We start from the raw sequence: 26,970 nt of genomic DNA, 5'->3' as shown, positions 1-26,970 counted from the left end.
TGCTCCGCGGGACCGGGAACGGCTACATCACATTCGCTTCACTGGAGAATAGACCTCATGGCCGATGCGCCTGCTGGTCGCGATTACCGCGAGACCGTTTTTCTGCCCGACCTTCCGGGCGATCCCTTTCCGCTGCGCGCGGGGCTGCCGAAGAAGGAGCCCGAGCGTGTGAAGCATTGGGCCGAGATCGGCCTCTATCATGTGCTGCGCAAGCAAGCAGCGGCGCGGCCGAAGGTCGTGTTTCACGATGGCCCTCCTTACGCGAACGGGCCGATCCATATCGGGCACGCGGAAAACAAAATCCTGAAAGACTTCGTCGTGCGGACGAAGCAGATGGCCGGCTTCGATTGCGATTATGTGCCGGGCTGGGACTGCCACGGCCTGCCAATCGAGTGGAAGGTCGAGGAAGACTTCCGCAAGCAAGGGCGGAAGAAATCTGAGGTGCCGGCGGTCGAGTTTCGCCGTGCGTGCCGTGAGTACGCAGACAAATGGATCCCGCTGCAGCGCGATGAGTTTCGCCGGCTCGGCATCGAAGCGGATTGGGACAAATATTACACGACGATGAGCTTCGAAGCCGAAGCTGCGATCGCGCGCGAATTTCTGCGCGTGGTGCGGACGGGGCTTGTGTATCGCGGCTCGAAGCCCGTGATGTGGAGCCCGGTGGAACGGACTTCGCTGGCGGAAGCTGAGGTGGAGTATCAGGAGAAAACGAGCCCGACGATCTGGGTGAAGTTTCCGATCGTCGGATTGAATCGAAACTTGGTCGCGCCACAGGATGACGGGAGGTCGCTTGATCTTGGTAGGGCGAGCGCTCTGGGCAGGGCGGCGGCAGAGCTGAATGAAGCTTGGCCAAGTCTCGTCGGTGCGACCGTCGTCATCTGGACGACAACGCCTTGGACAATCCCAGGAAACCGCGCCGTCTCATTCTCCGCGTCGATCAGCTACGGGCTCTACGAGGTCGAGTCCGTCGAGCAGGGGCTGGCATTTGAGCCGTGGGTGAACGGTGGAGATAAGCTCGTCCTCGCGGACAAGCTCGCGGAGGAAGTGCTTCGGTCTGCCAAAGCGGCATCATGGAAGCGTGTAACCGATGTCGATCCGCGCGATCTTGTGCTGGCGCATCCGTTCCGCGGTCACGGCTATGATTTCGACGTTCCGCTGCTCGATGGTGATCACGTTACTGACGATGCAGGCACCGGTTTCGTGCACACGGCGCCGAGCCATGGTGCGGATGACTTTGTGATCTGGACGGCGAACTTTGGACAGGAAGGCATTCCGTTCACGGTCGACGAAGAGGGACGCTACACGAAAGAAGCGCCGATGTTTGAGGGGCTGGAAGTGATCCAGCTTGAAGGCAAGAACCTCGGCAAGGACGGTCCCGCGAACAAGGCGGTAATGGATAAGCTGATCGAAGTCGGTGCGTTGCTGGCGCGCGGGCAGTTGAAGCACTCGTATCCGCACTCATGGCGCTCCAAGGCGCCGCTCATCTTCCGCAACACGCCGCAATGGTTCATCGCGCTTGATAAGCCGTATCGCGATGGCAAGACGCTGCGCCAGATCGCGCTCGATGAAATCGATCGCGTCGATTGGGGGCAAAAGCGCACCGGCGAAACGAAGGACTACAACCGCATCCGCGGCATGATTGAGGATCGGCCGGACTGGCTGGTGTCGCGTCAGCGCGCGTGGGGCGTGCCACTGCCGATCTTCGTGAAGAAGAGCGATGGCTCGATCCTGCAAGACGATGAAGTCGACGCACGTATCTTTGCGGCGATGAAAGAAGGCGGCGCTGACGTGTGGTGGGCGACGCCTGCGCAGGATTTCCTGGGCGCCAGGCACAAGGCCGATGAGTACGAGAAGGTCGAGGACATTTTGGACGTTTGGTTCGACTCTGGTTCGACGCATGCATTCGTGGTCGGAAATCCAGAGGCGCCGACGCGGCCTTCGTTCGTGAGCCCGGTGAGCACGATCTATCTCGAGGGCTCGGACCAGCACCGTGGCTGGTTTCACTCGTCGCTGCTGGAAAGCTGCGCGACGCGCGGCAAGGCGCCGTACGACGAGGTGATCACGCACGGCTTTACGATGGACGAGAAGGGCATGAAGATGTCCAAGTCCATCGGCAACACGATCGAGCCGCAGAAGATCGCCGAGCAGAATGGCATCGAGATCCTGCGCCTGTTGATCGCGTCGGCCGAATACGGCGACGATCTGCGTCTCGGTAAGGTCATGATTGATCAGTCCGGCGAGATGTATCGCAAGCTCCGCAATACGCTGCGCTACTGCCTCGGCGCGCTGCGCGATTTCGATAAGAGCGAGCGTGTGCCGCTCAATCATGACCTGCCGCTGCTTGAGCGTTGGCTGCTGCATCGTCTGCATGAAGTTGATGTCGCAGTGCGTAAGGGCTACGAGACCTATCAGTGGCGCGGGGCGCTTTCGGCAATCGTTGAGTTCTGCAACGTCGATCTATCGGCCTTCTACGTCGATGTCCGCAAGGACGCGCTCTATTGCGACGCGCCGAACTCGTTGCGCCGCCGCGCCTGTCGCACCGTGCTGGACGAGACCTTCTCGCGCCTCACGGCGTGGCTTGCGCCGATCATGCCGTTTACGGCGGAAGAGGCTTGGCTGACGCGTTTCCCCGAGCAAGTGTCAGTGCACCTGCGGACGTTCCCGCAAACGCCGGACGCGTGGCAGGATTCGTTCGCCGGCGAGGAAGTGGCGAAGTTGCGCGAGGCGCGGGCGGTTGTCACGGGTGCGCTGGAAGTGGCGCGGCGCGATAAGGTGATTGGCGCTGCGCTTGAAGCCGCGCCGCGCGTGTTCGTCGCTGACGAGGGCTTGCGCGCAGCGTTGCAGGCCGTGGACTTCGCCGAGCTTTGCATCACCAGCGGCATCGCTATCGTCGAAGGCGAAGGGCCAGCGGATGCGTTCCGCTTGGCGGATGTGAAGGGCGTTGCGGTCGTGATCGAGAGAGCGCAGGGCGTGAAGTGCGCGCGGTCGTGGAAGTATTTCGATCCAGCGACGGCCGATCCGCGTTATCCAGATATCACACCGCGCGATGCCGAGGCTGTAGCAGCCTGGGACGCGGCGCGCGCTTAGCGGACAACGTTGGCAAAGCAATCGCCGGGGCCGGATAGGCCGTGGTGGGCGAGGCAGTAGGCGCGCTCGCTGCCATCGACCGAGACCGAGAGGCACTGGCGTAGCTGCAGGCGCTGCATGGTCATGCATTGCTGCGTCAGTGGCTCACTGAGCAGGCTGGCGATGCGGCGGCGCTCGCTGCCGGTAGCGTCGGCGACGACGATGGCGGCGATGGTCAGCATGTGGTCGGTGACGGAGGCGTAGTCGCGCTCTTCGCGTCCGCCGCGTGAACGGGCGGTTGTGGCTTCACGGCCGGAAAGCGAATCCCAAAAGCCGCGTCCGCCGAAATCGTCGATCTCACTCATTGGCCGCGCCGAGACGGCGGTGACGCGTAGGCGTTGGCGCATGGTGGGCGAGAGGCGCACGCTGCGTTCGAGTTCGCCATCGCCGCCCCGTGCGCGTGGCGCGCCGGAGGAGTGGGCGAAGCGATTGTAGCGATCGCCTGCAAGGTCGATGCGGGCGCTGTCTGCGTTGGCGGCGCCGAGTATGAGCTGAACGGCTTGTGCGGCGCCAGCAGGCTCGCGGCGTGCGTAATAGAGATCGGTGCGAAGGTTGTTCAGGACCGGGGCGCGGCCATTGCGGCGGAGATCGCGCTCAACGCCTTCGGCGAAGGCCGGCGATTGCGCAGCGGTGAGCGCGCCGTACGCGATCCAGCCGCGCGCGACGCGATCGGGATCGTGCCGCGATAGACGTGTCAGCGCCGCGTCCACATCACGTGCGCCTTCGATATTAGCGCTCAATAGTGCGCTGACATCGGTTTGATAGAGGGCGTAGGCTTCGAGTGCATCATGCACCTCGTCCGCATGAGCGAACGCAGGGCACATGCAAACAGCCGCCGCCACGGCTAAAGCTAGATCCCGCATACGCGTATCTTGCGTGAGTCTGGTTAAGTCTGCGGGCGCCAAGCGCAGTTAAACTGTGGTCACCTAAACTGACGCTAACCTTATGCGGGCGCCGCAATTTGCAAGCAGCGGCTTGGTGCGCGGTAGCCGTGCTCGGCGATGCAGAAGGCGTCTTCGTTTGGTGTCCGGGTGACGGAGGCGCATTGGCGCAATTCTAGCTGCTGCATGGCAAGGCATTGCTGGATGGGCGCATCGCTAAAGGCAGTTGTGACGCGCTCGGTTTCACTTTCGCTGGCGCCAACAACCATCAATGCCGCCAACGTAAACATGCGGTCGAGGCTGGCGCTGTGCGCCGCGATGAGCCGCCACGGCAATGGGGGCGGCGCCGGTGACGTGCGATTGCCCAGCGCATCCCAAAAACGCGCACCGCCGAAAGCGCCGGGCTCGGTGAGCGGCGCTGCGGTGAGCGGTGTGGGCCTGAGGCGCGCGAGAACCTCCGGCGCGAGCGTGCGGGTTGTTGGCGCGTGCAACGTGGCTTCGCGCGCATCAGTGCGGCGCGTCCATGTCGAAGTGTCGCCGGCATTGCCGAGGCCCTCGAAGCGAATGGCGATCGCGTTCATGCGCGCGTTGTCGCCTGCCATGGCGCTCAGCACGAGTTGTGTTGCTTCTTCGGCGCCGGGGGGGCGGCGGCGTGCGTAGCTCATGTCGCGACGAAGTTGACGCAATACGGCGGGGCGACCGGCGGAACGAACGCGGCTGCGCACGCCGTTGACCCATGCGGGCGACTGCGCGGCCGCGAGCGCGCCATAAGCCAGCCAGCCTTGCGTAAGCCGTTCAGGATCGTGGCGCGCGGCGCGATTGAGCGCAGCGTCGAGCGCGGCGGCGTCCGGAATGTCGGCGTCGAGCATCGCGGTGATGTCGGTCTGGTAGAGTGCGTAGGCCTGCAGAGCCTGATGCAGCGGTTCGTCCGCATGAGCGGCGCCGGCCCAAAGGCAGATAGCAGCGGCGAGGGCAACAAAGCGCATGGGCGCTTTTGTGCGCCGGAACCCAGGCAAAACCAAAGCGCCGCGGCGGCTGCGGGTTGATCGGGGGGCGTGGACGTGTCCATAAGCCCGGCATGCTCCGTCTCGGCCTTATTATCGCCGGCGTCATTTTCGTCGCCGACCAGATCGCCAAATGGCTCATCCTTGGGCCGGGCGCGTTCAGCCCGCCGGGCTGCCTGGAGGCGGGCATCAATTGCCGCTTCATCGAGATCAGCCCGATCTTCGATCTTCAGATGGTGTGGAACCGTGGGTTCAGCTTTGGCCTTGGCCGCGCCCAGGACGATCTCGGGCGCTGGGCGCTGGTGGCGATGCAGCTGGGTATTTCGGGCGTTTTCCTGTGGTGGCTGCGTACGGCGGTGCGGAAACCGACCGCGATCGCGCTGGGTCTGGTCATTGGCGGGGCGCTCGGGAACGTCATTGATCGCATTCGTTTCGGCGCCGTGGCGGACTTTCTCGACTTCAGCATGAACGGGAATTTCTTCCCCTGGGTGTTCAACGTGGCCGATGCCGCGATCACCTGCGGGGCGATCCTGCTGGCCATCGATATGGTGTTCTTTGCCGAAACGGAGCCCGGAAAGGGCACCGGCTGGAGCCAAATCAAGGCCCGGTTCAAGCGCGGTAACGGCGGAACGGGCGGCTCAGGCGGCTGAGAATTCGGGCGGATTCGCCCCATAACGGACAAACTGCGGGGCGAGGCATCTTTGCTGCAGTCCGGCTTGGCGGGAACGGCGTGGCTCGTCTAGAACCGGGCCAAGAGATTTGAGGGAGGCGGACGTTGTCCAAACCAATCGCACTGATGGTGGTGCTTGCTGCGGCCACGGCGGCCAGCGGCTGCGCGGGCGTTTCGCGCGCCATCGGCGCTTCGCGTTCTGCTCCAGATGAGTTCCGCGTGATGACGCACGCGCCGCTCACGCTTCCGCCAGATTACAATCTGCGTCCGCCGCGTCCGGGTGAGGCTCGTCCTGGTGAGAGCGATCCCGCGAGCGAAGCGCGCGCTGCGCTGTTCGGCGACAACGTTGGTCAAGCCGCGAGCCAAGGCGAGCGCGCGTTCATCACCGCCGCTGGCGCCGCGACTGCTGACGACAACATTCGCGAGCAGATCGATTACGAATCTCAGGGTGTCGTTCGCCGCAACGAAGGCTTCGTGAACCGTCTGCTTTCGTTCGGTGGTTCTGCCGCTCCGGCAGCCGCGCCGCTCAACGCTGAAGAAGAGCAGCGCCGCCTCGAAGACCAAGAAGCGATCCGCCGCGCGACGGGCGGTGGGCAAGTCGTGATCGAGCGCGATCGCGGCGGCTTTAAGCTTCCGGGCACCTGAGCCCTTTGCTCGGCGGGCTGGGTCAGCGTTTCTTCGCAGCATGTCTGGCGTTGCTGGCGCTTACGGCTTCAGCACAGGCGCGCGAATTCGTACGGCCTGAAACCTTCACGCTCCGCAACGGACTACAAGTCGTTGTGATCACCGACCGGCGCGCGCCGGTGGTGACGCATATGGTTTGGTATCGTGTTGGCGCCGCCGACGAGCCGCGCGGCTATTCGGGCATCGCGCACTTCTTTGAGCATCTGATGTTCAAGGGCACGCGTCAGATCGCACCGGGTGAGTTCTCGCGCACCGTCGCGCGCAATGGCGGCGAGGACAACGCCTTCACCAACTGGGACTACACCGCCTATTACGAGCGCATCGCGCGCGACCGGCTAGAGCTTGTGATGCGCATGGAAGCGGATCGCATGCGCAATCTGCAATTCTCGGACGAGACGTTCGCGTCCGAGCGTGATGTGATTGTCGAAGAGCGCCGTCAGCGTGTCGATAACAACCCAGGCGCGGTGCTGGGCGAGCGGATGCGCGCGATGCTGTGGCCGCATCATCCGTACGGCACGCCGGTGATCGGCTGGCTGCACGAGATTCAATCGCTGGATCGCCAAACCGCGCTGCAATTCTATCGCACCTGGTACGCGCCGAATAATGCGATCCTAGTTGTCGCCGGCGATGTCGATGCGGCGGAGTTGCGACCGCTGGCGGATCGCTATTACGGGCGCTTGCGGCCGACGCGTGATCTGCCGGCGCGCACGTGGGTTACCGATCCGCCGAATGTCGGCCCGATGCGCGTGACGCATAGCGATGAGAAGGTGCGTCAGCCTTCGTTCTCGCGGCTCTATCGCGCGATCAGCTATGGCGTCGACACTGGACGCCAAGCGCATGCGCTGGATGTCGGCATGGAAATTCTGGGTGGTTCGGAAACGAGCCGCCTCTATCGCGCGCTGGTCGAAGATCAGCGTATCGCCGTGAGCGCGGGCGCAAGCGCGAGTTCGTCCGGACTAGGCGGAGGCAGCGCTTCGGTGTGGGCGACGCCGGCCGAGGGCGTGACGCTTGAGCAGGTGGAGGCGGCGGTGGACGCGGTGATCGCCGAATTCCTGCGCGATGGACCGACGGAAGATGAGCTTACCCGCGCGAAGAACTCGCTGGCGGCAAACGCGATCTATTCGCGCGACAGCCAGGAAAGTCTGGCAAACATTTACGGCTCGTCGCTGGCGCAGGGCGAAAGCATCGATGACGTCGTGAATTGGGCGAGGGATATCGAAGCCGTCACGCGCGATGAGGCAGTGGCGATGGTGCGCCAGACGCTTGATCTCAATGCCTCGGTGACGGGCTGGCTGGTGCCGGAGCAGGCCCAATGAGGGTCTTTGCACTTGCCGTAGCGCTGGCGTGCGCGCCGATGGCGCCGGCCTTGGCGCAAACCCAGACCGAGAGCGCGGCTTCGCGCCATGATGTCAACGTTCAGCGCATCGTCTCGCCGAGCGGCATCGAGGCCTGGCTGGTGTCCGACTCGACCGTGCCGATGGTCGTGCTGCGTGCGTTCTGGCGCGGCGGATCGGCGATCGAGCCGGTGGGCGCGGTTGGCGTCACTGGCGTGATGACCGATATGCTGACTGAAGGTTCGGGCGCGATGAACGCCAATGCCTTCAAAGAGCGGCTGCAAGATTTGAATATGTCGCTGAGTTTCGGCGCGAGCTGGGACGGCGTTGGCATGAGCTTGACGACGCTGAGTGAAAATCGCGATGCGGCGTTCGAGATGGCGCGAATGGCGCTTTATGAGCCGCGCTTCGATGCCGAGCCGCTGGCGCGCATCAAGCGGCAGATGCTTGTTGGCCTGCGCACGCGTGAGACCAATCCGAGCTATCTCGCGAACTTGGCGCTGGATCAGGCGCTCTACGCGGGCCACCCATACGCGCGGCGGACCTCGCGCGAGAGCGTCGATGCGATCAATCGGGCGGCGCTGCAGGAGCGGCACACGGCGCTGTTCAATCGGGCGACGCTGCAGATCACCATCGTTGGCGACATCAGCTCTGAAGATGCGGCGCGCGCCGTCGACACGATTTTTGGCGCGCTGCCGGCAGGGGCGCGTCCGCCTGAGCCGGCGGACGTCACGCTTTCGGCGCCGACGCCGCTGATCGTTCGGACGCTGCCGCAACCGCAAAGCCTCGTGCTGTTCGCCGGGCCGGGCATCCAGGATGAAGATCCAGATTGGATCCCGCTGGCCGTGGCGAACTATATTTTGGGCGGCGGCGGGTTTTCGTCGCGCCTGATGGATCAGGTGCGCGAGCAGCGCGGGCTGGTCTATGGCATCGGCACCGGACCTTCGGTGCGTGAGCATTCGGCGATCATTCGCGGTTCGGCGCAGACTGAAAACGGCGATGTGCGTGAGGCCATCGAGGTGACGCGCGCAGAGATGGCTCGGCTCTACCGCGATGGCGCCACGCAGGCTGAAGTAAATGACGCGATCACGTATCTCACGGGCTCGTTCGCACTCGATCTCGACAGCAACGTGAAGATCGCGGGCGTCGTACACGGCTACCAAGCCGCCGGCCGCGACATTGATTACATCAACCACCGTAACGACCTTATCCGCGCTGTGACGCTGGAGGACGTGAACCGGGTTGTGCGCCGCCTGTTCAATCCGGACGCTTACACGTTCGTGGTGGTGGGCCAGCCGGAAGGCTTGCAAGCCTCGGGCGGCAATTAGTCTGCGCGCGCTGCCTTCGACAGGCGCCGCTGAAGCTGACGGAACGGAATAGTGACGTACACCGCTGTATGGTGCTAACTCGCGCGCGAGGAAACGCGCGATGACAAAAGACCTGGAAACGTTCCGGACCGAGACGCGAGCTTGGCTGGAAGAAAATTGCCCCCCTTCGATGCGCACGCCGATGACGGGCGAAGACGATGCTGTCTGGGGCGGCAAAAACTACGAATTCAAAAATCCTGAAGCAAAGCTCTGGCTCGAGCGCATGGGCGCGAAAGGCTGGACGGCGCCGACTTGGCCAGCCGAGTATGGCGGCGGTGGTTTAAGCGCGGATGAAAACCGGGTGCTGCAGAGTGAGCTGAAGCGCATCAACGCGCGGCAGCCACTGTTTTCCTTCGGCATCTGGATGCTCGGGCCGGTGCTCTTGGAGTACGCGAACGAAGAGCAGAAGAAAGAACACCTGCCGAAAATCGTGCGCGGAGAGATCCGCTGGTGTCAGGGCTATTCCGAACCGGGCGCGGGCAGTGATCTCGCCGGCCTGCAAACCAAATGCGAAGACAAGGGCGATCACTGGCTGATCAACGGCCAGAAGGTTTGGACCTCGTACGCAAATTACGCAGACTGGTGCTTTTGCTTGGTGCGCACCGATACCAGCGTGAAGCACGAGGGCATCTCATTCGTTCTGATCGACATGACGACGAAAGGCGTCGAGACGCGGCCGATCAAGTTGATCTCGGGCTCGTCGCCGTTTTGCGAAACCTTCTTCACCGACGTCAAAGTGCCGAAGCATCAGATGGTCGGGCGGCTTAATGGCGGCTGGGAAATCGCCAAGCGCTTGTTGATGTACGAGCGCACCAATATTTCCGGCTTTGGCTCGAACACGCGCGTTGATGTGGTTGATCTGGCGAAGAAGCATGTCGGCCTCGAAGGCGGCGCGCTTGAGGATCGAGATCTCAGAGCGCGGATCGCGGCGCACAAGATGACGGAACGGGCCTACGCGCTCTCCGTGCAGCGGGCGACCGAAGAGGCGAAGGCTGGCGGCAATGTCAGCCATATGGCCTCGATGTTCAAAGTCGCAGGCGCGACGCTGAACCAGGATCGCTGCGAGCTGATGGTGGAAGCGGCGGGCAATCGTGCGCTCGGTTGGGCGGGCGAGGGTTTCTCGGCTGATGATCTGGCGACGACGCGCGGTTGGCTGCGTTCGAAAGGCAATTCGATCGAAGGCGGCACCACCGAAATCAATCTCAACGTTGTCGCCAAGCGCGTGCTTGGATTGAGAGACACGCAATGACGTTCACCCTGAATGACGAACAGCGCATGCTGAAAGATGCGGCGCGCGATTTCTTCCGCGAGCAGGCGCCGGTGACGCGTCTTCGCAAGCAACGCGATGAGAAGAAGAACGGTCGCGATCCGGATTTGTGGCGCGAGATGGCGGCGATGGGCTGGGCCGGGGTGATTATCCCGGAAGAGTTCGGCGGCGTCGGTTTGGGTTATGTCGCGCTGGGCGCCGTGCTCGAAGAAGGCGGGCGCACGTTGGTGGCTTCGCCTCTGCACTCGAGTGCCTTGGCCGGCGCGAGCGCGTTGTTGCTCGCCGGCACGGATGCGCAGAAGCAGGAGTGGCTGCCGAAGATCGCCGCCGGTGAGGTGACGGCGACGATCGCGATCGACGAAGGCGCACACCATGCGCCGACGAAGTCCAAAATGAAGTTCGACGGCGGCAAGCTGACGGGCGAGAAGAAATATGTCGCCGACGGTCACATCGCCGATCTCATCATCGTGGCGGGCGCGGATGCGCTTTATCTCGTGAAGAGTGATGCGGCTGGGCTAACGCGCCGTGAGTTGATCACTGCCGATAGCCGCGGCGCGGCCGATCTCAAATTCGAGGGCGTGGCGGCCCAGAAAATGAACGGCGGCGCCGATGTAATCGATGCGATCCTGGATCGCGCACGTATCGGCCTTGCGGCCGAAATGGTGGGGCAGGCGAGCGAGGCGTTCGAGATTACGAGCGAGTATCTCAAGACGCGGCGCCAGTTCGGTCAGGTCATCGGCGGCTTCCAGGCGTTGCAACATCGCGCGGCGAAGCTCTTTACCGATCTGGAGCTAACACGCTCATGTGTGCTGGCGGCGCTCGATGCGCTGGATCGCAACTCCAACAACATTGCGGAGTATGCAAGCCTTGCGAAGGCGCGCGCATCCGAGACGGTGCACCTCGCGTCCAACGAGATGGTGCAACTCCACGGCGGCATCGGCATGACCGACGAGCACGACGCTGGGCTTTACTTGAAGCGCGCGCGCGTCGCTGAGGCGCTTTACGGCGGCGCCAGCTTCCACCGTGATCGCTACGCGAGCCTGCTCGGGTTCTGAGCATCGGTCCCGGACGCAGCCCCGGCCTTTAGCCGGGGTGCGCGCCGGGCGCAGTATTACGCGTGCGCGGGCGCGATATCCGCGTCGAATTCCTTGCGCCACGTGGTGACGAGGGCGCGGTTGTCGTGGTCCCATGGATGGAAGCCTGGGCGGAACCACGAGAAGAAGAGCTTCCCGCCGCGGCCGAAAATGCCTGGCTCAGTCCACAAGAAGCGATTGACCGCCTTCAGTGCGTCTTTCTTCGAGTAACCGTCGGCTTCGAGTAAGCGCGCAGCATAGGCTGCGATGTTGCGCGGGAACATGATGCCGATAATCGCCATCACCATGCAGCGGCGGAAATAGCGTTGGAACGGCGTCCAATCTTTGGTCGCGACCATGAAGACGTCGAACGCGACAGCTTTGTGCTCGGTCTCTTCCATCGCATGCCAGCGCCACATGCGCTCGATGCCGGCCGGAGCGCCATCGAACAATTGTTGGTTGGCGGCGTGAATGTCGGCCATCATTGAGGTGATGTGTTCGAGCGCGATCGTTGAAAGCAGCATACGCATCGGGCCGCGTGAGCGTGCGATGCCAACGCGTTCCTTGATGCCGGCTTCGATTTCAGCCACCGGATAGAAGTCGCGGTCGAGCAACTGATTGAGCGTGTGGTGCTCGCGCGAGTGTATCGATTCCTGGGCGATGAAGCCCTTCACTTCCTCTGCCAGCTTTCCGTCAACGCGATCGCGATAAGCGCGCACCGCGTCGATGAACATGCGTTCGCCGTCCGGGAAGGTGAGTGAGAGCGCATTGAAAACCGCAGTGCCGACTGGATCGCCGCTCAGCCAGTGGCGTGCTTTTGCGCCTTGGAAGTCGAAGCGAATGTCGCGCGGCGGGATTTTCACTTCAGCGGGGGTCGTCTTTTCGTGTGCGGTCATTTGGGCGGTCAGCTGAGCGGTCATGGGGAGGAACTCGCGTATAGGGTTGCCTTACGCTTGGATTTGGGTTCTACTGACAAAAATGTCAATAAGAAAAGCTGGTAAGGTTCGGGTGCGCCGCGCCCCCGAAGACGCGCGGGCGAATATCTTGGCGGCCGCCGAGGCATTGCTGGTGGAGCGGGGGCCGCTGGCGCTGAAGTTGGCGGATGTGGCGACTGCGGCCAGTGTCGCGAACGCTAGCGTCATCCATCATTTCGGCTCGATCGATGAGCTGCACGCGGCGCTGATGGAGCGGATGGTCAGCCAGTTGGTCGCCGAGGTGTTGGCGATCGCCGATCAGGGCGGTGGGCGCGAGGATCAGCAGGAGGCGGTTTTTCACGCGCTGTTCGAAGTGTTCGAACGGCGTGGCGCGGCGCGGCTAGCGGCGTGGCTCGAATTGACCGGCGAGTGGCGGCGCATGACGCACATACGCGATGCAGTGCAAAGCGTCGTGATCCGGCGTGCTTCGTTTGGCGATGTCGATCCGGCGCAAGCTCTAGACTTGGTCATGATCAGCGTAACGCTCGCGATGGGCGCCGGCCTGTTTGGCCATGCGCTTGCTGAGCTTGTTGGCAAGCCGCCGGGACACGCGCGTGAAGTGGCGATGGACATGCTGCGCGTATTTCATGCCGAGCAAGTGAAGGCCTAGCTGCTAGCGCCGACGGGACTCGAACCCGTTTGCCCGCATTGAAAGCGCAGAATCCTAACCCATAGACGAAGGCGCCGTGTGCAGACGGGCGCTCATGTTGCTTTGAAAGGATGGTCTGGGCGGCTGGATTTGAACCAACGGCCTCCTGCTCCCAAGGCAGGCGCTCTGCGCTGACTGAGCTACGCCCAGACGTGCGCTAGCGCCGCATGAGCGCTAGCCAGTCTCTCGAAGGGAGGGGGTCGGTCGAAACATGATGTTGTACAACATAGTGAAGGTCGGTCTGCTTTGCAACAAGAAGAATGGTCGACAGGGTTGGATTTGAACCAACGTGTGCTTTTGCAAACGAGATTATGAGTCTCGTGGCTTCGACCGCTCGCCCACCTGTCAGCATTTCCTTCTTAAACCTGGTTGCCCGTCCTCGATTCGAACGAGGATTTCCGGAACCAAACTCCGGCGTCCTACCAATTAGACGAACGGGCACCATGGCGGCGCCGGCGGGACTGGAAGCCGCCTCACCGCATCGCCAGTGCAGCATCTTCACCCATGGACCACGGCGCCGAAGTTCACGCTTCCCGGACGCGGCCCCGGCGAAAGCTGGAGTGCGATCTGGGGCCCAGCGGCAAGCGCAAGGCGCTTGGTCGTCCCCTGGGTCCTGGCGCTGCGTTTGCTCGCATCTTGCGATGCGGGTTCACTCGGCCGGGAAGCGTGTGTTTCGCGCGTCTCGCGTCAGCCCTTCACGCACACGACCTGGCGCAGTGTGTGCACCACATCGATCAGGTCCGACTGTGCGGCCATGACGGCGTCGATGTCCTTGTAGGCCATCGGCGTTTCGTCGATCACGCCTGCGTCCTTGCGGCATTCCACGCCCTCGGTTGCGGCGCGGTGATCGGCCAGCGTGAAGCGCTTCTTAGCTTCGGTGCGGGACATCGCGCGTCCTGCGCCGTGCGAGCACGTGCAGAACGAATCCGCGTTACCCTTTCCGCACACAATGAACGACTTGGCGCCCATCGAACCGGGAATGATGCCAAGCTCGCCATGTCCAGCGCGCACCGCGCCTTTGCGCGTCACCCAAACATCGGCGCCGAAGTGCCGTTCACGCGCCACGTAATTGTGGTGGCAGTTCACAGCGTGCTTCTCGAGCTTGAATTTCGGCAGGTTGTCACGCAGCGCACGCAGGGTGCGCTCCATCATCACCTCGCGGTTGGTGCGCGCGTAGTCTTGCGCCCAGCCGACCGCCGCCACGTAGTCGTCGAACAAGTCTTCGCCTTCCATGAAGAAGGCGAGGTCCTTGTCAGGCATGTGGTAGCCCAGTTCGCGGCGCAGGAGTTCTTCCTTCGCACGCTCGATAAAGTACTTCCCGATCGCGTTGCCGGAGCCGCGCGAGCCCGAGTGCAGCATCACCCAGACGCGGTCCTCTTCGTCGAGGCAGATCTCGATGAAGTGGTTTCCGCCGCCGAGGGTGGCGAGCTGCGAGGTTTGCGCTTTTGCAGAGGCCTTCGGGTGCTTGTCGATGATCGCGCGGTAGCGGTCGTCGAGGCCGGAGTCGCGGTAGGACGTCTCCACCGAAGAGGGTGTATCGCGGTGATTTCCGTTCGGCCCGTTGCCGTGCGGCACGTTGCGTTCAATCGCGCCGCGCAGACGCGCGAGCGAATCCGGCAAATCGTTTGCCGTCAGCGTCGTGCGCACAGCCATCATCCCGCAGCCGATGTCGACACCGACAGCGGCTGGAATGATTGCGCCCTTGGTCGGAATCACCGAGCCAACGGTTGCGCCGATGCCGAAGTGGACGTCCGGCATGACAGCGATGTGGCTATGGATGAACGGCAGCATAGCGACGTTGCGCAATTGGTTTTGCGCAGCGTGCTCAACCGGCACGCCATTGATCCAAGCCTTGATCGGCGCAGTCGCGCCTTGAATTTCTTCGTAACCGGACATGGCCGGTTCTCCTTTGTTTTCAACGTTTCCTAGCGGCCTGGAGCGTGCAACGCGCACATACGAAAAACCCCTCCAAGCCGCGCCTTGGAGGGGTTTTCATGCTCCGTTGTCCGAAGACGTCAGAAAGCCGAACTCCTCCACGCGCGCATATCCTCCTGCGCGCCGCGATATGCGACGAGCATTGGGTTGCTGGTGATGATGTTCAACGTTTTCACGATGCGTCTCCGAAAGGCGCGCGCGTGTATCATGTGATTTGCGGCGTTGTCACGCGGAAAAAGTGTGGCGAGGGTCGTGTGTGGCCCGCGCGCATCAGCGATTTGCGAGTGCTGTCTGTTCCATTTGGCGCACGCGAAGCTCGGCGAAGTGCGCGCGATACTCAGCCGGCGTCATGCCGCTCGAGCGTTTGAAGAGCTCGCGAAAATGCGCAGCATCGTCGTATCCGACTGACGATGCGACGGCTTGAATGGGCGCGTCGTCGCTCTCAAGCATCGACTTTGCCGCTTCGATGCGGACGGCTTGCAAATACGCGCCGGGAAGGCGGCCGGTCGCGGCTTTGAAGCGGCGAATGAGCGTGCGTGAACTCATCGCTACGTGGCTGGCGATACCTTCGGTGGTGAGCGGGATCTTGAAATTGGCTTGAATGAAGTGCTCTGCGGCTTTAACGCGATCATCGTCGTGCGCCGGTGAGAACGGCAGCACGGCGTAACCGCATTGGTGCGTGCGCGGCATCGTTAGCAGTAGTGACTTCGCGGTTTGAACTGCAACTTCATGCCCGCAGAGCTTCTCGACGAGATAGAGGCTGACGTCAGCCGCGGCTGTCAGGCCGCCGCTGCAGAGCAGTCGTGCGTCTTCAGTGACGAACATGTCGGGTCGCCAATCGACATTGGGCCAACGCTGGCGGAATGCGTCCGCTATTGCCCAGTGAGTTGTGGCTTGGCGGCTATCGAGCAGTCCCGCTTCGGCAAGGTAAGCTGCGCCCATGCACACGCCGGCGAGATAGGCGCCGTGCGCGTGTTGCTTCTGCAGCCAGGGCAGCAGGGCGCTATTTTCGATCAGTTTCTCATTGAAGCAGAGGCCCGATGTCGGGATGATCGCGATGTCGGTCCGATCGATCGCCGCAATCTTGGTTTCCGGCGACATGCTGAGTCCGGCGTACGGGCTACGCACGGGTTTGCCGTCGATCGATGCGGTGGTGACGCGAAAGCGCGGTTCAGGCGCTTCGCCGCGCAGCTCGCGCCACAGTGCTCCTGCCGAGTGAAAGACTTCAATCGGCATGAGCGCCGTGGACGCGTAGCCATCGTCCAACAGGATGACCGTAACGTTGAGCACTTCGAATTCGCTCATGGGGTCACCTTAGGCCTTAACGTAGCCAAACGCTATCAGCCCCGCGCCGTGGTGGGGTCGATCATGCCCGTGACCTCGGTGATCTTGTTGGCCGGGAAGCCGCTGATGCGCGCGTGTTCGCGGATCGCGTCTTCATTCTCGGCCAGATAGATGCAGAAGGTCTTGTCCTGGGCGAGGTAAGAATGGACCCATTGCACCTTCGGTGCGAGTTGGGCCAGCGCGGTGTTTGAGGTTTTCGCGGCGCCAGACAGGTCGCTTGCGCCCATCTTGTCGACACCGGGAATCTGACGCTCGATAACGTACTTTTTCACGACTTCTTCCTCTTCGGTTCGCTCTCTTGGTGAGAGTGATCTTAGGTAGAGGACGCCCGTGCTGAGGCGTGAGAGGCGGAAGTGACATTGAGCAGGGGCGATCCCGCCAAGCTTAGATGTCCTTCTGGACCACGTCCGGGGCGCTGTTGTCGTGGGCTTTGCCAAGGCCCTGTTCAACGAGCGCGTCCCAGGTGGCTTCCGCCGTATCGGCGTAGCGGAAGAGTGTGAGATCGGCGGCGTCGATGGCGCCATGTTCGACGAGCTTGTCGAAATTGATCACCGAACGCCAATAGGCTTCGTCGAAAAGTACGACGGGAATGAGCGGTGCTTTGCGCGTTTGTCGAAGCGTTAGGATCTCGAACATTTCGTCGAGCGTGCCGAAGCCGCCTGGAAAAATGACGAGCGCGTTGGCGCGCATGGCAAGGTGCATCTTGCGCATGGCGAAGTAGTGGAAGTTGAAGGTGAGCTCCGGTGTTGTGTAGGCGTTGGGCTCTTGTTCGTGGGGCAAACGAATGTTGAAGCCGATCGATGGCGCGTTCACGTCGCGCGCGCCGCGATTGACGGCTTCCATCGCGCCGGGCCCGCCGCCGGTTGTGATGACGTTGAAATGATCGCCGCCATTGTCGCTGGTTGCGCCGCCGCGTTCAGATGCGAGGCGGCCGAACGCACGCGCCTCCTTGTACCAGAGCGCGTGTTGCTCTGAGCCGCCGCTTTCCACAATGCGCGCGCCGCCAAAGACGACGATGGTGGATTTGATCCGCCGTGCTTTCAAGATTTGCTCGGCTTTCTCGTATTCGAGCAGAAACCGGACGCCGCGCATGGATTCGCCCAGCAGGAAAGCCTCGTCCAGCGCCGCGAGGCGAAACGAAGGGGAGGCGATCTGCGCCGCATTGGGCTTTTTTTGTTCGGCCATGGCTCAACCTAGCGCTGTCGTAGCTGGGGGAGAAGGCGCGTCCCATATGCTAGCCTTGGCCCGAATCTCATGCCCATCCGCCGCCTCCCTCCCGAAGCCGTAAACCGCATCGCCGCCGGCGAGGTAATTGAGCGGCCCGCCGCCGCGGTGAAGGAATTGGTCGAGAACGCGCTTGATGCTGGCGCGCGCCGCATAGTCGTTCGCATTGGACGCGGCGGCCTTGGGCTGATTTCGATTGAGGACGATGGCAGCGGCATCCCGCGCGATGAGCTGCCGCTGGCGGTGGAGCGGCACGCGACCTCGAAGTTAACTGCAAGTTCGGCGGGTGACGTCGATCTTCTGAATATTCACACGATGGGATTTCGCGGCGAGGCGTTGCCTTCCATCGGCGCCGTAGCGCGGCTTGAGATTACATCGAAGGCGCGCGGCGTCGCCGATACCTGGGCGATTAATGTCGAGGGCGGCGCGCTGGAGGCTGTGAAGCCGGCTGCGTGGGCGACGCTGAGCGAGAGCGGTACGCGGGTAGAGGTGCGCGATCTCTTCTTTGCGACACCGGCGCGGCTGAAGTTCATGAAGTCCGAACGCGCTGAGATGATGGCGGTGTCGGATGTTGTGAAGCGCTTGGCGATGGCGCGCCCGGATGTGGCGTTCTCGCTAGAGCATGATGGCCGGATGTCGCTGCGCCTCGCTGCGGAAAACGATCCTGAAAATGAAGGGCGCCGTTCGCGGCTCGCGGCGATCCTCGGTGCGGACTTCGCGCCGAATTGTATTTTGCTCGATCAGACGCGTGACACTGTGCGTCTCTCCGGGTTTGCCGGCTTGCCGACGTTCCATCGCGGCACGCGCGAGCACCAGCACCTATTCGTCAATGGCCGGCCGGTGAAGGATAAGCTCATCGTTGGCGCGGTGCGTGCGGCGTATCAGGATTTGCTGGCGCGCGATCGCCACCCGGTGGCGGCGTTGTTCCTTGATTTGCCGCCGGATGAAGTCGACGTGAACGTGCATCCGGCCAAGACCGAAGTGCGTTTTCGCGATGCCGCTTTGGTGCGGGGGCTTATCGTGGGCGCGCTGAGTCACGCGCTTGCGGGCGCTGGCCATCGTGCTTCGACAACAACCGCACAATCTGCCTTAGGCGCCGTGCGCGCGTACGAAGCGCCGCAACCATTCTTGCGGCCCGCAGCGCAGGCATGGGCGGTTGCAGAAGAGCGCCTGGCGAGCGGCGACTTCATGATGCCGAGCGGACGCGTCGAGGAAGCGCCGGCAGGCTTCGCGGCTGCGATTTCGCGGGTGGATCTCGAGGCCGCAATCCAAACGGCGACCAATCAGGATCCCGAGGATGCGCGCTTCTTTCCGCTTGGCGCAGCGCGCGCGCAGATTCACGAGACTTACATCGTCGCGCAAACCGAAGATGGCATCGTCATCGTCGATCAACACGCCGCCCACGAACGCCTCGTATATGAACGCATGAAGCAAATGCTCGCCAATGGCGGCGTGCGCCGGCAGGGTTTGCTTATTCCGGAAGTTGTCGAGCTTGATCCAAGCGAAGCGGATGCATTGGGCGCTCGTGCTGAAGAATTGGCGCAGCTTGGCCTTGTCATCGAGCCGTTTGGTCCGGGGGCCATTCTTGTGCGCGAAACGCCGGCCCTGCTTGGGCATGTCGATGCGGCGGGAATGCTCAAAGACTTAGCGGATGACATCGCTGAGCTGGGCGAGGCGCACGCTCTGAAAGAGCGTCTCGAAGAAGTGTGTTCATCGATGGCGTGCCGCGGTTCGGTGCGCGCAGGACGCCGGCTGACCGGCGATGAGATGAATTCGTTGCTGCGCCAAATGGAAGCGACGCCGTTTTCCGGCCAGTGCAATCACGGGCGACCGACTTATGTCGAGTTAAAGCTTGCTGACATCGAAAAGCTGTTCGGCCGGCGGTAATAAAATACCTTGAAAATGCCTTGTTTCCTCTAGGTCTGCGCTTGCGTTCATGTTTGCGCGGGAGAAGAGTGCGCGTCGCGAGAGAGCTCGAAACGGGGAAACACATGACATCACTCGGACGCATACTGACCGCCGCGGCGGCAGTGGCACTTATGACGACGCCGGCTTACGCGCAGCGCATCAACTCCAGCGCTCAAGGCACGTTCGGCCAAGTCACGCTGCGCTCAGGCTTCACGCCTGATCCGCATGTCACAACTGTGAATGCTGGTGGTCCGATTGATGTGTCGACCGTCAGCGACAATTGCCGTGGCTTCATCGCCGAACGGCCAAGCTTCACGCTGAACTTCCGCCGTGGCGAACTGCCTCTTTATATCGGCGTCGTCGCTGAAGATGACACCACGCTCGTCGTCAAAGGTCCAAACGGCCAATGGATGTGCGACGATGATAGCGGCGACAATCTGAACCCGGTGATCAGCTGGGAAGCGCCGCGCAATGGCCGCTACCAAATCTGGGTTGGCCGCTTCGGTTCGTCCGATCTGGCGCCGGCGCAGCTCTACATTTCGGAAATTGCGGGCCCAGCCGATGCGGTGCCGCAAGATCTGCCGGACTTCACGCTCAACCCGAACTATGGCGTGGTTGATCTTGTCTCGGGCTTCCAGCCTGACCCGCACACGGTAAACGTGACCGCGGGTGGTGAATACAACGCCTACCAAATTCCCGGTTGCGTTGGTTCTATCTCGCGCGCGCCGGATTATCGCGTGAACTTCACGGCCGGCGAAGCTGGTCTGCCGCTGATCTTCTCAGCGCAGTCTGACGCCGACACCACGCTCGTGATCAACGACGCGGCCGGCAACTGGGTTTGCGATGACGATGGCGGCAACGAAGGACTGAACCCGTCGATCACGTTTACGACCCCGGTTTCGGGACAGTATGACGTGTGGGTCGGCAGCTACGCGGAAGGCGATTATCCGGCTGCTGTGCTGCACGTCTCGGAACTGACGTCGAACTAAGCAAACGCTTTGCGATGCAAGTGGGCCGCGTTCCGAAAGGAGCGCGGCCTTTGCATTACCAGGCCCCGGTGTTCTGCATCGATGCCCACGGCTCCTGCGGCGGCAGTCGATCACCTTCTTGCAAGAGCTCGATCGAAATGCCGTCCGGCGAGCGCACGAACGCCATGTGTCCGTCACGCGGCGGACGATTGATGGTGACGCCTTTGTCCATGAGCTTCTGGCAGAGCGCGTAGATATCCTTCACGCGATAGGCGAGGTGGCCGAAATTGCGACCGCCGCCATATTCGTGCTCGTCCCAATTGTAGGTGAGTTCCACCAGGGGCGCTTTGCGGTCGCGCGCGAGTTCGACGTCGTCCGGGGCGGCCAAGAAGACCAGCGTGAAGCGTCCGCCCTCATTGTCGAAGCGATTCATTTCGACGAGGCCGAGTTTGGCGCAGAAGAAATCGAGCGCGGCATCGAGATCGCCAACGCGGATCATGGTGTGCAGATAGCGCATCAGGCGGTCACCTTGCGGCCGGCGATGGCCGCCACTTTGTAATGGTTGAAGAGCCAATAGAGTTTGCGCATCGAGCGCTTCCATTGGCGCCAGCCGAAAAACGGAAACCAGAAGCGCAAGAAGTGGCGGAAGAAGAGCGTAACCGGCCGCTTCTTGATGTGGACCCAATAGGTCTCGCCGATGAGTTCCTGCTTATCGACGATCTCTTGGCCTTGGAACATAGACGCAAGCTCGTCCGGCGACGGGCGAAACATCGTGTCGATCGGATCGTTATGCTGGTGATAGCTTGACGGCACGGTGATGAAGAACATCCCGCCCTCGGGGATCATCTTCAAAATGCGCCGCGTGAGTTCATCGCGGTCGACCACGTGTTCGTACATGTGGGTGCAGATGACGGACTTCGGCTTGGTCGCGAGAATCTTGGCGAGATCCTCGTCGTTGAAAATGTCACCGGCGATATCGACGCCCTCGGCGGCCTTCAGATCCGAGTGGATCACTTTCACACCGCGCGCTTCGAGCGGCCCAAATACCAGTTCATTGACGTAAGGCTGCTCTTTCTCGCGATACTCTTTTGTGGAGGAGCCGAGATTGAGCGCGGGCGAAATGTCCTGCGGATCGAGACGCGCCAGCGTCGCGCCCAGCCAAGCCGCATCACATTTCATCATTGCAGGAAGAGCCTTCGTTTAGTGCGGCGGCAACATAGGGACCGCGCCATAGCCGGGCAAGCGCGGCTACCAAGTGGCGCTGGGCGGGGCGCCGCGAAACACCTCAGCTAAGCGGCGAAGGGTCGCTTTGGTGGTTCCTTCCGGCGGGCTTGCCGGATCGAAAAAACCGCGCTCGGAGATTTCGTTGGCGGCGCGCGGCGGGCACGGCTTCCAGGCGCCGATGCGATAGAGCCCGATATGGTCGCCGGCGAAGTTGGCGTGGTTGGAGTAGAGCGCGAAGATCACCGGCGGTTCGGTGGGCTCGATGCCGCCTTCCTCTTCCATCTCGCGCGCGATTGCGTAAGGCGCGGTCTCGCCATGTTCGACGCCGCCGCCAGGAAGGTGCCAGCCGCGAAGGTAGGTGTGCTTCACCAGCAGCACGCGGCCTTCGGCATCGCAGGCGACGCCGCGCACGCCCAGCGTTGCGGCGCGGCTGAAGCGCCAGAAGGTACGGAAGACCGGCGTGATGACGGGCTCGAATTTGAGACGCCAATTGTCCATTTTTGCGTAACTGCCCTGCGATCCGATCGTTTCGCATTGCGCTTGTGCGCCAACCGCTTGATCTTCGCGGCTAATGCGTTCGTGAGCGCGACAAGTGCGCGCGTAGGCAACTGCGCGTCAAGCTTGCGCCAGGAGGTTTGCTTTGTCATCCGCGCCGCCCATGAACAGTTTCACGATGCCACCCGCAAAGATCGCCGGTGGCCCTTATGTTATGGGCGTCCTGAACGTGACGCCGGATTCCTTCTCGGACGGTGGCTTGCATGAGCAGGCAGCGGCGCCGCACGCGCTGGCCATGCTGGAAGCCGGCGCCGACATCATCGACATTGGCGGCGAGTCCACCCGGCCCGGCGCCGCGCCGGTCGAAGACGGGGAAGAGATCGCCCGCGTGGTGCCTGTGATCGCGGCGCTCCGGGCCGCGACCAAGGCGCCGATCTCGATCGACACCATGAAGCCTTCCGTGGCGATGGCCGCGTTGCAGGCCGGCGCATCGGTGTGGAACGACGTTGCCGCCTTGCAAGCGCCCGGCGCGCTGGAAACTGCGGCGGCGCTGCGCCGGCCGGTCATCCTCATGCACATGCAGGGTGAGCCGCGCACGATGCAGAATGAGCCGCGCTATCAGGATGTCGTCGCTGAGGTGATTGCGTTTTTGAAGCAACGCGTCGCAGCGGCCGAAGCAAAGGGCCTTGAAGATATCTGGGTCGATCCCGGTCTCGGCTTTGGCAAAACACTCGAGCACAATCTGGCGCTGCTCAACAATACTGGGCGCATCGCCGAAGAAACAGGCCGCCCGGTTGTGATTGGTGCGTCGCGCAAGCGCTTCATCGCCGCGATCGATGAGCGCGCCAAGGACGCGGGAAATGATCGCCTCGGCGGTTCGGTTGCTGCAGCGTTGATCGCCGTGCAAAATGGCGCCGCCATGGTGCGGGTGCACGATATCGCCGAGACGGTGCAGGCGCTGAAAGTGTGGCGCGCGACACTAGCCTAGCTTATTGGGGCGCATGAGCGACAAACCCAAAGGCCGCGTGCTGATCATCGCTGGTTCTGACTCCGGCGGTGGGGCCGGTATTCAGGCGGACATCAAGACCGTGTCGGCCCTCGGCGGTTACGCGATGACCGCCGTCACTGCGATTACGGTGCAGAATACGCTCGGTGTCACCGGGGTTCACGCCGTTCCGCCGGAGATCGTGTGTGCGCAGATCGAGGCGGTGATGGGTGATCTTGGCGCAGATGCGTGGAAGATCGGCATGATGGGATCAGTCGATCACGTCCGTGCGGTGGTCGAGGCTTGGTATGCGGTTGGCGACGGCGTGCCGGTCATTCTTGATCCGGTGATGATCGCGAAAGGCGGCGCATCGCTGCTGGAAGAAGATGCGGTAGAGATCATTCGCAACGAGCTGATGCCGATCGCGTTGATCGCGACGCCGAATGCACCTGAAGCCGAGGCGCTTACCGGCGTTGGCGTTCACGATCTCGATGGGCAGATGGATGCCGCGGATATCGTCGTCAATCGCCTCGGCGCGTGGTCGGGCCTCGTGAAGGGCGGGCACATCCATGGCTCGACCGTGCGAGACGTTCTGCTGACGCGCGACGGGTATCGGGTATTCGAAAGCCCGCGCATCGACACCATGGCGACGCACGGCACCGGGTGCACGCTTGCATCTGCGATCGCAACATACGTCTCAAAGGGTGATTTGATCGAGCCGGCGGTGGAGAAGGCGCGCGCCTACCTGATGGAGGCAATCCGCAACGCGCCTGGTTTTGGCCAAGGGCACCAGCCGCTGGGCCACAACTGGCCGTGCAAGCTCGCCTAGAAGGCGAACGCTGCTCACCCTTAACCGCGCAGATGCTGGCGCGCGCGCGTTCGAGCAGCCATAGCTGGACACGATGAAAATCTGGATCGTGCACGCCTTCACGGACCGTCTGTTCACCGGCAACCCGGCCGCCGTGGTGCCGCTGGATCGCTGGCTGCCGGATGCTGTGCTGCAGGCCATCGCTACCGAAAACAAGCTGAGCGAAACCGCGTTCGTTGTGCCGACAGGGCTCAAGGGCAATTACCAACTGCGCTGGTTCACGCCAGCGACGGAGGTGCCGCTTTGCGGGCACGCGACGCTGGCGGCCGGCGCGATGCTGCTGAGCGAGATCGATCCTGGACTGGAAGTCGTGGTGTTCGACACGCACGCCGGCGCCTTGATCGTGCGGAGCACGCCAGAAGGCTACACGCTCGATCTGCCGCGCCGTCAGCGGACGCCGTGGACGCCGGACGACAACATCAGCGCCGCGCTCGGTGGTGTTGAGGTCGTCGACGCGTTCATTGGCGAATACGCCAACGTCGTGGTTGAGGATGAAGCGACGCTTCGCAATCTGAAGCCGGATTTCGCGGCGTTGAATGTCGCTGTGCGCGGCCCGCGCCAAGGCATGATTGGGGTGACGGCGCCGGCCGATGAGGGCCAGCCTTACGATTTCGTTTCACGCTTCTTCTGCCCTGGCGTCGGCATCGACGAAGATCCGGTGACGGGTTCGTCGTTTGCCGATCTTGCGCCGTATTGGTGCGACCGCTTCGATCTTGAGAGCGTTGTCGGTTTCCAGGCATCGCGGCGCGGCGGTTTCATGCGCGCCATCCAGACGCTCTCCAGTGTGCGATTGCTGGGGCAGGTTTCGGTGTATCTGCGCGGTGAGCTCGATCCGGCTTTGGCGCGCTTGCACAATCGCGTGGATGACCATCCCGAGGCGCCGAAGCGTAAGAAGCGCCGCGCCCGCACCGTGAAGCAATTGCCGGCGATTTTTGAAGAGCCGTTGATCCTTGGCCTTGAACCGGCGAGTGAGCAGCTTTCTTCACCCACCTCACATCCAGCGCCCCCAGAAAATGAAGAGCCGCCGCCGCCACGGATCGTTGTGACAGGCGGCGGCGAAGTTTAGGGCGGAGAAAAAGGTCTGTGGGGGCGAGTAGATTGCGAGCGCCGCTCTAGTCTCGGAGTTCAAACGTCTGCTGGCGCGGATGTTGTGCGCGCGTTGAAAGCGCTCAAGTGAAACAACGAATGCGGTGTTGCGCGAGCCGTCGACGGCGCCGCTGTACATGTGGATGTCAGTCAGTTTGCGTTGCGCGCGCCGATAAAGATCACTCACGCCTCGGGTTTGCGCCGGTGTGCCGTGATGGGTGATCTGTGCTTGCCGTGACGCGGGCGTGGGCGGGGCAGTCCCTGTTCCTGCGAGCGCTGGGGAGATGACAGTCAAGGCTGCTGCGAGTGCAGCGAGCGTCAAGGTTCGGGGCAGGTCGGTGCGCGCCGGCGCGTCGATAGTGGTCTGGTGATCGGCTCGCTCCCTCACTTTCCCCTGCGAGCCTAGCAAACCGGCGCCGCGGACCCTCGAGAGTCTCTCCCCCCAACCTGACGCGGGGGTTCGCGGCCGGGTCCCAGCTCCGCCATTTCCCGACACTGCGGTCACTCAATGCGCCGCAGTGGACTTTGCGTGCGAAGCGGCGCACGTCCGTAAGTGGGCCATCCGCTCCCAACGGCGGACGCTCATCTGTAAGGATGGGAGATAAGTTGATGACAGGTACCGCTAAGCCGGCAGTGCGCCCGGCTGATCCCCGCTTTTCGTCGGGTCCCACAAAAAAACGTCCGGGCTGGAGCACTGACGCGTTGAAGGACGCGACGCTGGGTCGTTCGCACCGCGCAAAGCCCGGCAAAGCCAAGCTCAAAGAAGCAATTGATCGCACGCGCGCCATTTTGGGCGTGCCGGACACGCACAAGATTGCGATCGTTCCGGCCTCGGACACAGGCGCTGTCGAGATGGCGATGTGGTCGATGCTTGGCGCGCGACCGGTTGATATTTTCGCCTGGGAGAGCTTTGGCGAAGAATGGGTGACCGACGCCAAGCAGCTGAAGCTCGATGCGAAGGTGCATGGCGCCGGATACGGCGCGCTGCCGAAGCTCGAGCTGGCGCGCAAGGACGCGGACATCATCTTCACGCAGAACGGCACGACGTCCGGCGTGCGCGTGCCGAATTTCGATTGGATCGCGGCAGATCGCGAAGGCATCACCATCAACGATGCGACGAGCGCTGTTTTCGCGCAGGCGATCGATTGGTCGAAGTGCGATGTGACGACGTTTTCGTGGCAGAAAGTGCTGGGCGGCGAGGCCGCGCACGGCATGCTGATCTTGAGCCCGCGTGCGATTGCGCGGCTTGAGAGCTTCACACCCGACCGGCCCATCCCCAAGATCTTCCGCTTGACCAAGAAAGGCAAAGTCGACCTTGAGATATTCGAAGGCTCGACGATCAACACGCCTTCTTTGCTCGCCACGGAAGATTACATCGACGCGCTGAAATGGGCCGAAGCGCTTGGCGGGCTGGCGGCGCTGCAAGCGCGCGCCGACGCAAACACCAAAGTTCTGGCCGATTGGGCGGCGAAGACGGCGTGGATCGATTTCCTCGCCATTGATCCGGCAACGCGTTCGAACACCAGCGTGTGTCTCAAAGTGGTCGATCCGCGCGTTGCTGCGTTGAGCGAAGATGCGCAAGCTGAGTTCGCCAAGAAGCTCGCCTCGCTGTTGGAGAAGGAGGGCGTTGCGTTCGATGCGGCTTCCTATCGCTCGGCGCCTCCAGGGCTTCGGATCTGGTGCGGCGCGACCATTGACGCCTCGGATGTCGCCGCGTTGACGCCATGGATCGAATGGGCGTTTGCGACGCTCGTCGCCGAACTCGAAACCAAAGCCGCCTAGTCCGTTTGCTCCCTCGCATGCGGGGGAGCTGTCAGCGAAGCTGACTGAGGGGGCGGGGCTGCCCTCAAGGTCTAGCGCTTCGCGCGATCCACTTCCCCCGCAAGCGGGGGAAGAGATAGGAA

At 62.6% G+C, this 26,970-nt stretch carries 24 protein-coding genes and 4 tRNA genes; 14 read left to right on the top strand and 14 right to left on the bottom strand.

Annotation, left to right across the window (positions count from 1 at the left end; translation table 11 throughout):
• Positions 1 to 57 precede the first annotated feature (57 nt).
• The gene (ileS, locus tag ATE48_RS04765; protein WP_066768298.1) at positions 58 to 3,087 is read left to right on the top strand and encodes an isoleucine--tRNA ligase; all 3,030 of its coding nucleotides are present in this window, start codon (positions 58 to 60) and stop codon (positions 3,085 to 3,087) included.
• Here ileS and ATE48_RS04760 read toward each other — a convergent pair.
• Complete coding sequence (locus ATE48_RS04760; protein WP_156767600.1) at positions 3,084 to 3,989, bottom strand: hypothetical protein; 906 nt, start codon at positions 3,987 to 3,989, stop codon at positions 3,084 to 3,086. The genes ileS and ATE48_RS04760 overlap by 4 nt on opposite strands.
• A gap of 80 nt (positions 3,990 to 4,069) precedes the next feature.
• On the bottom strand, positions 4,070 to 4,993 hold the full coding sequence (locus tag ATE48_RS04755) for a hypothetical protein (protein WP_066768295.1): 924 nt from the start codon (positions 4,991 to 4,993) through the stop codon (positions 4,070 to 4,072).
• 92 nt (positions 4,994 to 5,085) lie between these two features.
• On the opposite strand from ATE48_RS04755, the gene lspA reads away from it, so the two are divergent.
• The 6 genes from lspA to ATE48_RS04725 all read left to right on the top strand — a co-directional run bounded on the left by lspA (position 5,086) and on the right by ATE48_RS04725 (position 11,388).
• Positions 5,086 to 5,661 (top strand): signal peptidase II, encoded by a 576-nt coding sequence (gene lspA / locus ATE48_RS04750; RefSeq protein WP_066768294.1) that lies wholly within the window; start codon positions 5,086 to 5,088, stop codon positions 5,659 to 5,661.
• A 125-nt stretch (positions 5,662 to 5,786) separates the two neighbouring features.
• Entirely contained in the window at positions 5,787 to 6,326 is a 540-nt protein-coding gene (locus tag ATE48_RS04745) for a DUF3035 domain-containing protein (protein WP_156767599.1), read from the top strand.
• A gap of 5 nt (positions 6,327 to 6,331) precedes the next feature.
• A complete protein-coding gene (locus ATE48_RS04740) occupies positions 6,332 to 7,681 on the top strand; it encodes a M16 family metallopeptidase (RefSeq protein WP_066768290.1) in 1,350 nt (449 codons plus the stop codon).
• Positions 7,678 to 9,027, top strand: coding sequence for a M16 family metallopeptidase (locus ATE48_RS04735; protein WP_083197156.1), 1,350 nt, complete (start codon positions 7,678 to 7,680; stop codon positions 9,025 to 9,027). Before ATE48_RS04740 ends, ATE48_RS04735 begins: the two co-directional genes overlap by 4 nt.
• 100 nt (positions 9,028 to 9,127) lie before the next feature.
• The gene (locus ATE48_RS04730; RefSeq protein WP_066768287.1) at positions 9,128 to 10,315 is read left to right on the top strand and encodes an acyl-CoA dehydrogenase family protein; all 1,188 of its coding nucleotides are present in this window, start codon (positions 9,128 to 9,130) and stop codon (positions 10,313 to 10,315) included.
• A complete protein-coding gene (locus ATE48_RS04725; RefSeq protein WP_066768285.1) occupies positions 10,312 to 11,388 on the top strand; it encodes an acyl-CoA dehydrogenase family protein in 1,077 nt (358 codons plus the stop codon). The genes ATE48_RS04730 and ATE48_RS04725 overlap by 4 nt, the downstream gene beginning before the upstream one ends.
• A gap of 56 nt (positions 11,389 to 11,444) precedes the next feature.
• Here the strand turns inward: ATE48_RS04725 and ATE48_RS04720 are convergent, their stop codons facing one another.
• Positions 11,445 to 12,326 carry a metal-dependent hydrolase gene (locus tag ATE48_RS04720; protein WP_228126792.1) on the bottom strand — a complete coding sequence of 294 codons (882 nt, stop codon included), beginning with the start codon at positions 12,324 to 12,326 and terminating at the stop codon, positions 11,445 to 11,447.
• Positions 12,327 to 12,384: 58 nt separating this feature from the next.
• On the opposite strand from ATE48_RS04720, the gene ATE48_RS04715 reads away from it, so the two are divergent.
• Entirely contained in the window at positions 12,385 to 12,990 is a 606-nt protein-coding gene (locus ATE48_RS04715; RefSeq protein WP_066768283.1) for a TetR/AcrR family transcriptional regulator, read from the top strand.
• A 111-nt stretch (positions 12,991 to 13,101) separates the two neighbouring features.
• Here the strand turns inward: ATE48_RS04715 and ATE48_RS04705 are convergent.
• From ATE48_RS04705 to ATE48_RS04670, 8 genes are all read right to left on the bottom strand, one after another.
• A tRNA-Pro gene (locus tag ATE48_RS04705) sits at positions 13,102 to 13,179 on the bottom strand.
• A gap of 111 nt (positions 13,180 to 13,290) precedes the next feature.
• Positions 13,291 to 13,377, bottom strand: a tRNA-Met gene (locus tag ATE48_RS04700).
• A gap of 18 nt (positions 13,378 to 13,395) precedes the next feature.
• A tRNA-Gln gene (locus ATE48_RS04695) sits at positions 13,396 to 13,470 on the bottom strand.
• A gap of 3 nt (positions 13,471 to 13,473) precedes the next feature.
• Positions 13,474 to 13,548 (bottom strand) — tRNA-Ala (locus ATE48_RS04690).
• A gap of 168 nt (positions 13,549 to 13,716) precedes the next feature.
• Positions 13,717 to 14,925, bottom strand: coding sequence for an RtcB family protein (locus ATE48_RS04685; protein WP_066768281.1), 1,209 nt, complete (start codon positions 14,923 to 14,925; stop codon positions 13,717 to 13,719).
• A 309-nt stretch (positions 14,926 to 15,234) separates the two neighbouring features.
• Complete coding sequence (locus tag ATE48_RS04680; protein WP_228126791.1) at positions 15,235 to 16,269, bottom strand: GlxA family transcriptional regulator; 1,035 nt, start codon at positions 16,267 to 16,269, stop codon at positions 15,235 to 15,237.
• 35 nt (positions 16,270 to 16,304) lie between these two features.
• Complete coding sequence (locus tag ATE48_RS04675) at positions 16,305 to 16,580, bottom strand: DUF4242 domain-containing protein (protein WP_066768277.1); 276 nt, start codon at positions 16,578 to 16,580, stop codon at positions 16,305 to 16,307.
• A gap of 112 nt (positions 16,581 to 16,692) precedes the next feature.
• Entirely contained in the window at positions 16,693 to 17,493 is an 801-nt protein-coding gene (locus tag ATE48_RS04670) for an LOG family protein (protein WP_066768275.1), read from the bottom strand.
• 69 nt (positions 17,494 to 17,562) lie between these two features.
• Between ATE48_RS04670 and mutL the strand changes: the two genes are divergently transcribed.
• Together mutL and ATE48_RS19945 are read left to right on the top strand one after the other, a co-directional pair.
• Positions 17,563 to 19,419: a DNA mismatch repair endonuclease MutL gene (mutL, locus tag ATE48_RS04665; protein WP_066768273.1), complete on the top strand. Its 1,857-nt coding sequence runs from the start codon at positions 17,563 to 17,565 to the stop codon at positions 19,417 to 19,419.
• Between the two features lie 104 nt (positions 19,420 to 19,523).
• Positions 19,524 to 20,429, top strand: coding sequence for a hypothetical protein (locus tag ATE48_RS19945; RefSeq protein WP_066768271.1), 906 nt, complete (start codon positions 19,524 to 19,526; stop codon positions 20,427 to 20,429).
• A gap of 55 nt (positions 20,430 to 20,484) precedes the next feature.
• Here ATE48_RS19945 and ATE48_RS04655 read toward each other — a convergent pair whose 3' ends face one another.
• From ATE48_RS04655 to ATE48_RS04645, 3 genes are all read right to left on the bottom strand, one after another.
• Entirely contained in the window at positions 20,485 to 20,925 is a 441-nt protein-coding gene (locus ATE48_RS04655) for a VOC family protein (protein WP_066768269.1), read from the bottom strand.
• Positions 20,925 to 21,590 (bottom strand): class I SAM-dependent methyltransferase, encoded by a 666-nt coding sequence (locus ATE48_RS04650; RefSeq protein WP_066768267.1) that lies wholly within the window; start codon positions 21,588 to 21,590, stop codon positions 20,925 to 20,927. Before ATE48_RS04650 ends, ATE48_RS04655 begins: the two co-directional genes overlap by 1 nt.
• Positions 21,591 to 21,656: 66 nt before the next feature.
• Positions 21,657 to 22,130, bottom strand: coding sequence for an NUDIX domain-containing protein (locus ATE48_RS04645; protein ID WP_066768265.1), 474 nt, complete (start codon positions 22,128 to 22,130; stop codon positions 21,657 to 21,659).
• 160 nt (positions 22,131 to 22,290) lie between these two features.
• Here ATE48_RS04645 and folP point away from each other — a divergent pair, with 160 nt between their 5' ends.
• The 4 genes from folP to ATE48_RS04625 all read left to right on the top strand — a co-directional run bounded on the left by folP (position 22,291) and on the right by ATE48_RS04625 (position 26,848).
• Positions 22,291 to 23,115: a dihydropteroate synthase gene (gene folP / locus ATE48_RS04640; protein WP_228126790.1), complete on the top strand. Its 825-nt coding sequence runs from the start codon at positions 22,291 to 22,293 to the stop codon at positions 23,113 to 23,115.
• A 13-nt stretch (positions 23,116 to 23,128) separates the two neighbouring features.
• The gene (thiD, locus tag ATE48_RS04635; RefSeq protein ID WP_066768264.1) at positions 23,129 to 23,941 is read left to right on the top strand and encodes a bifunctional hydroxymethylpyrimidine kinase/phosphomethylpyrimidine kinase; all 813 of its coding nucleotides are present in this window, start codon (positions 23,129 to 23,131) and stop codon (positions 23,939 to 23,941) included.
• Positions 23,942 to 24,014: 73 nt separating this feature from the next.
• Positions 24,015 to 25,046: a PhzF family phenazine biosynthesis protein gene (locus ATE48_RS04630; RefSeq protein WP_066768262.1), complete on the top strand. Its 1,032-nt coding sequence runs from the start codon at positions 24,015 to 24,017 to the stop codon at positions 25,044 to 25,046.
• Positions 25,047 to 25,675: 629 nt separating this feature from the next.
• A complete protein-coding gene (locus tag ATE48_RS04625; RefSeq protein WP_066774592.1) occupies positions 25,676 to 26,848 on the top strand; it encodes a phosphoserine transaminase in 1,173 nt (390 codons plus the stop codon).
• Positions 26,849 to 26,970 lie beyond the last annotated feature (122 nt).

It is taken from the genome of Candidatus Viadribacter manganicus, assembly GCF_001679665.1.
GTDB lineage: Bacteria > Pseudomonadota > Alphaproteobacteria > Caulobacterales > Aquidulcibacteraceae > Vitreimonas > Vitreimonas manganica.
This window is presented reverse-complemented; position numbering and strand designations above follow the sequence as displayed.